Here is a 4289-nt window from a genome sequence, read left to right as displayed (position 1 = left end):
GGTTCTCGGCCCAGCGGGCGAGGTGGTCGCGGGAGAGCTTGCCGCTGGCCCAGGCGACGCTGAAGGGGGCTTTGTTGGCGCTTTTGCCCTTGATGGCGTTTTCAAGGGCGGCACGGAAATCATCACGGTTCATCAGTTCGGCCATCGGGGGCTCCTGGGGGAACGAGTTCAAGGTTGTGGGGGACTGCTTAGCATCTTCCGGAAGCAATCTGCTTGACCGGCTATCGTTTTTATAATTGTATACTATCTACAATTACAAGAAAGAGGTAGTGGTAGATCGAGCAAATAGGGCAGATAGGCAGCCCGCGTGCCGGCTGCACCGCGTTCAAGCGGCCCTGGCTTCACCCGCTGCCTCGATCTGCCGGTAGGCGAAGCCCGCCAGCGCCACATCCTCCAGCCCCACGCCCACGGACTTGTAGATCAGGATGTCCGTGTCATTGCTGCGCGGCTTCACGCTGCCGGTCACGACATCGGCCAGCTCGACGATCTTGTCGGCCGGCAGCGCGGCGGGATCCGCCAGCACGATGTCCCCGGCCTCGCGCATCGACTGGGGGCGCCATTCCACCACCAGGCGGGCCGCGCGGGAGAGCGCCACGTCGTCCAGCTCGCGGGTATGCGGCAGGCTCGACCCGATGGCCGCGACGAAGGCGCCGGGCTTGAGCGAATGGCCGGAGAACAACGGCGTGGTGGAGCGCGAGGCGGTGACCACGATGTCGGCCTGGGCCACGGCCTGGTCCGGCTCGGCAAAGTCGACCGGGATGCCGCACTGCTGCGCCAGGCGCTCGGGCATGGCGGCATCGGCATACGGGTCGGACAGCAAAATGCGCTTGAGCGGCAGGGCCGCGGCGAGCTGGCGGGCATGCTGCACGCCTTGCGTGCCGGCGCCGAACAGCGCCAGCACTTCGGCCCCCGGCCGCGCCAGGTGCCGGGCGGCCAGCACCGAGCAGGCAGCCGTGCGCAGCCGGGTGATCGCGCCCGCATCGAACGATGCCAGCGGCCGGCCGTCCTCGGTGGAGAAGATCAGGATGACAAAGGAGAACTGTCCCTTGATGGTGGTGTAGACCTTGGCGCCGGCCACCTGCTGCTCGGGAATCACCGCGCCCAGCGTCGACAGCTTGACGCCGCCGGCCTCGGTGCGGATACGCTCCTGCATGGCGGCGTTGCCTTGGCCGAAGCTGCGGAAGGCGTCCAGCATCACTTGCTGGGCGTCAGCGGGGCTGACGTGGCGGTCGATCATCTCGTCGGTGATATGCAGCATGGCTTGTTTCCTGGCGTAGCGGGAATGGAGGGGAAGCGTGAGGTCCAAGGTAAGGCGAGGAAAGGCGTGTCAGACGGGCAGGGCGAGCTTGACCAGCACGCCAATGGCGCCGGCCGTGCACAGCGCCAGCAGCAGCTTGCGCACGGCCTTGGCCGAAAAGCGGTTCTTGAGGCGATTGGACACCGCAAAGCCGACCAGCAGCATGGGCGACAGGCTCAGGCTGAGCCACAGGTCCACCAGCCCGAAACGGCCGGCGGCTGCCAGCATGGCCAGCGAAAACGCCGCGCCGGCACACAGGATGCAGCCGATGGTGGCGCGCAGCTGCGGCGGCGGCAGGTGCTGCATGACGATGGCAAAGGGCGGCGCGCCCGCCGAGGTGACCGTGCCCATGAAGCCGGAGGCAGCACCCGCCACCGCCATGTTCAGGCCGGATGCCTGCACCCGCCAGCCCAGCAGGCTCAGCATTACCGCGGCCAGGATCGACAGCGCGAACACCAGCGCCGGCAATTCGGCCGGCAGTTGCGTCATTGCCGCCACCGCCACCACCGTGCCCGCCGCGCGGCCAGCCAGGGCATTGCCCGCCGTGCGCCAGGCAATGGCACGGAACTCGCGTATCGCACCCAGCAACGAGACCAGCCCGCCCATGGCCAGCAAGGGGCCCGGGGCCAGTTGCGGAAAGAACAGCACGGCCACCGGCGCTGACACCATCGAGAAACCGATCCCGCCCACGCCTTGCAGGCAGGCGCCGCACAGGATCAGCGCGCCCATCAGGCCGAATTGCCAGGCGGTGGTGCCGGCGGGAAGAAGGGTGGAAAGTGTCATGGTGGATTGGATTGGTGTCAGGGATCGCGCTCTGCGCCATCGGTGATGGCATCTTGGTGGCACGATAAATTGGTATACAGTCTACATAAATTTCAAATGAAAGACATCTGAAACTGGCCAAATGGACGCCGCTGGCTCGCAAAAGGTGCCTGCCATCCCCGTTTCAGCGCGAAAATATAAGGGTTTGCACCAGATTGGGTGGATTCCCTAGTCCCGATAGATTTCGCTTGTTTTGATGTAGATCAAGAATATAGTATACGTTCATGGGGCAGCCATAGCCCCGCAAGACGAAAACGATGGTCTCTACAGATAAAGATCCAAGGGGAATACATGCAACACGAAGTGGTGATTGGCGCAGCACACTGGATCTACCTATCGGGCGTGGCGGTGATCGTCCTGACCATGATCCTGCGAGCCAATGTGGTCGTGCCGTCGATTCTGGGTACGTTTCTGGTGGTGTTTGCGCTGACCGGTAGCCCGGTTTCGGCGCTGGGAGGCATTTTTTCGGCAAGCCTGGTGGCGGCCAAGGAGTTGTTCAACATCTTCCTGGTCATCGCTTTCATGACGGCGCTGCTCAATTCGCTGAAGACGCTGCGCTCGGATATCCGCATGGTGGAGCCGTTCCGGGTGGTGATGAAGAACGGCCATTCCGCGTTCTTCATCCTGGCCGGCATTACCTACGTGATTTCGCTGTTCTTCTGGCCCACGCCGGCGGTGCCGCTGGTCTCGGCCATCTTGCTGCCGGCGGCGATCGCGGCCGGCCTGCCGCCTCTGGCGGGCGCCATGGCCATCGCGATTGCGGGGYAGGGCATGGCGCTTTCGTCCGACTATGTGATTGGCGTGGCGCCCGGGATCAGCGCCAAGGCAGCCGGCGCCGCGGTCAGCGCGGTGGTGGTCGCCGACCGCGCGCTGGTGCTGTCGATCATTACCGGCGCCATCGCGCTGACCCTGGCCTATCTGTCGATGCGCAAGCACATCGTGCCTGCCAGCGGCGCCTTGCTGACCCATTGGCAAGCGCGCGCGGGCGGCGCCGTGGAAAAGGCCGAGCACGCCGGCACCTTCGACAAGGCCGAGATCGCGCGCGGCACCGAGCACGACGAGCCGCTCGCAACCGATGCCAATATCGAGCGCAGCCTGGCCATGGTGGCGCTGCGCCGCGTCAAGTGGTCCAAGTGCTTCGCGGTGGTGACGCCGCTGGCCTTCCTGGCGGTGGTGGCCGTGATGGTGCTGCCGAAGATGGGTTCGGGCCTGCCTGAGTTGAAGGGCGGCGATGCGGCCGCGCTGGTCGGCGGCGTTGCGGCGCTGCTGATGATGCTGGCCACGCTGGCGGCGGAAGGCCCGCGCAAGATGCTCGATGTGTGCCCCGAGCACATTACCGATGGCTTTGTCTTCGCCTTCAAGGCCATGGGCTCGGTGCTGCCAATCGCCGGCTTCTTCTTTGTCGGCGCCGGCGAGACCGCGGCGCAGATCCTGGGTGTCAGCGCCGACAAGGCGCCCAGCCTGCTGTTCGAGCTGATCCAGGCTTACCAGCACATGATTCCGGATAACCATGTGCTGGTGGCGTTTGGCGTGCTGCTGGTGGGCATGATCACCGGCATCGACGGCTCGGGCTTTGCCGGCCTGCCACTGACCGGCACGCTGGCCGGCGCACTGGGCCCGGTGGTGGGCTTCGATTCCGCCACGCTGGCGGCAATCGGGCAGATGGGCGCGGTGTGGACGGGTGGCGGCACGCTGATCGCGTGGTCCTCCCTGATTGCGGTGGCCGGATTTGCCCGGGTGCCGGTGCTCGATGCGGTACGCGCCTTGCTGTTGCCGGTGCTGATCGGGCTGTGCGTATCCACCGTTTGCGCCATGTTCCTCTGGCGCTGAGCCTGTCGCATTGAGCCGCAGGGGCGAGGCCATCCGTGCCTCGCTTTTTTATTCCCGAAGCCGTAAATAGCCGCTTCCAAAAAGCAGTAGACAGTATACAATCTACATCAAGGTGTCGAGTGACGCGGATAACGCCACTCGGACCACGCTAAGCAGTCCCTCACAACCTTGAACTCGTTCCCCCAGGAGCTCCCGATGGCCGAACTGATGAACCGTGATGATTTCCGTGCCGCCCTTGAAAACGCCATCAAGGGCAAAAGCGCCAACAAAGCCCCCTTCAGCGTCGCCTGGGCCAGCGGCAAGCTCTCCCGCGACCACCTCGCCCGCTGGGCCGAGAACC

The 4289-nt window shown here is 65.0% G+C and carries 3 protein-coding genes and 2 pseudogenes; 2 read left to right on the top strand and 3 right to left on the bottom strand.

The genetic code is table 11. The features are described 5' to 3' along the window. From AB4061_RS40265 to AB4061_RS40255, 3 genes and pseudogenes are all read right to left on the bottom strand, one after another. Positions 1-145: pseudogene (locus tag AB4061_RS40265) on the bottom strand (iron-containing redox enzyme family protein); the annotation flags it as partial. A 180-nt stretch (positions 146-325) separates the two neighbouring features. After that, on the bottom strand, positions 326-1258 hold the full coding sequence (locus AB4061_RS40260; RefSeq protein ID WP_441641616.1) for an ornithine cyclodeaminase family protein: 933 nt from the start codon (positions 1256-1258) through the stop codon (positions 326-328). Positions 1259-1327: 69 nt separating this feature from the next. Next, the gene (locus AB4061_RS40255; protein ID WP_441641615.1) at positions 1328-2080 is read right to left on the bottom strand and encodes a sulfite exporter TauE/SafE family protein; all 753 of its coding nucleotides are present in this window, start codon (positions 2078-2080) and stop codon (positions 1328-1330) included. Between the two features lie 330 nt (positions 2081-2410). Between AB4061_RS40255 and AB4061_RS40250 the strand changes: the two genes are divergently transcribed. Both AB4061_RS40250 and AB4061_RS40245 read left to right on the top strand, forming a co-directional pair. Continuing rightward, the gene (locus AB4061_RS40250; RefSeq protein ID WP_441641614.1) at positions 2411-3949 is read left to right on the top strand and encodes a hypothetical protein; all 1539 of its coding nucleotides are present in this window, start codon (positions 2411-2413) and stop codon (positions 3947-3949) included. A gap of 195 nt (positions 3950-4144) precedes the next feature. Then, positions 4145-4289 (top strand): annotated as a pseudogene (locus tag AB4061_RS40245) (iron-containing redox enzyme family protein); the annotation flags it as partial.

This window comes from Cupriavidus sp. YAF13, assembly GCF_052113425.1.
GTDB lineage: Bacteria > Pseudomonadota > Gammaproteobacteria > Burkholderiales > Burkholderiaceae > Cupriavidus.
The sequence above is the reverse complement of the archived record's forward strand: the minus strand, read 5'-3'. Positions and strand labels throughout refer to the sequence as shown.

Excerpts from the sequence above, each read along its gene's own strand:
- AB4061_RS40255 (WP_441641615.1), bottom strand. The coding sequence starts at position 2,080 with ATGACACTTTCCACCCTTCTTCCCGCCGGCACCACCGCCTGGCAATTC.
- AB4061_RS40260 (WP_441641616.1), bottom strand. The coding sequence starts at position 1,258 with ATGCTGCATATCACCGACGAGATGATCGACCGCCACGTCAGCCCCGCT.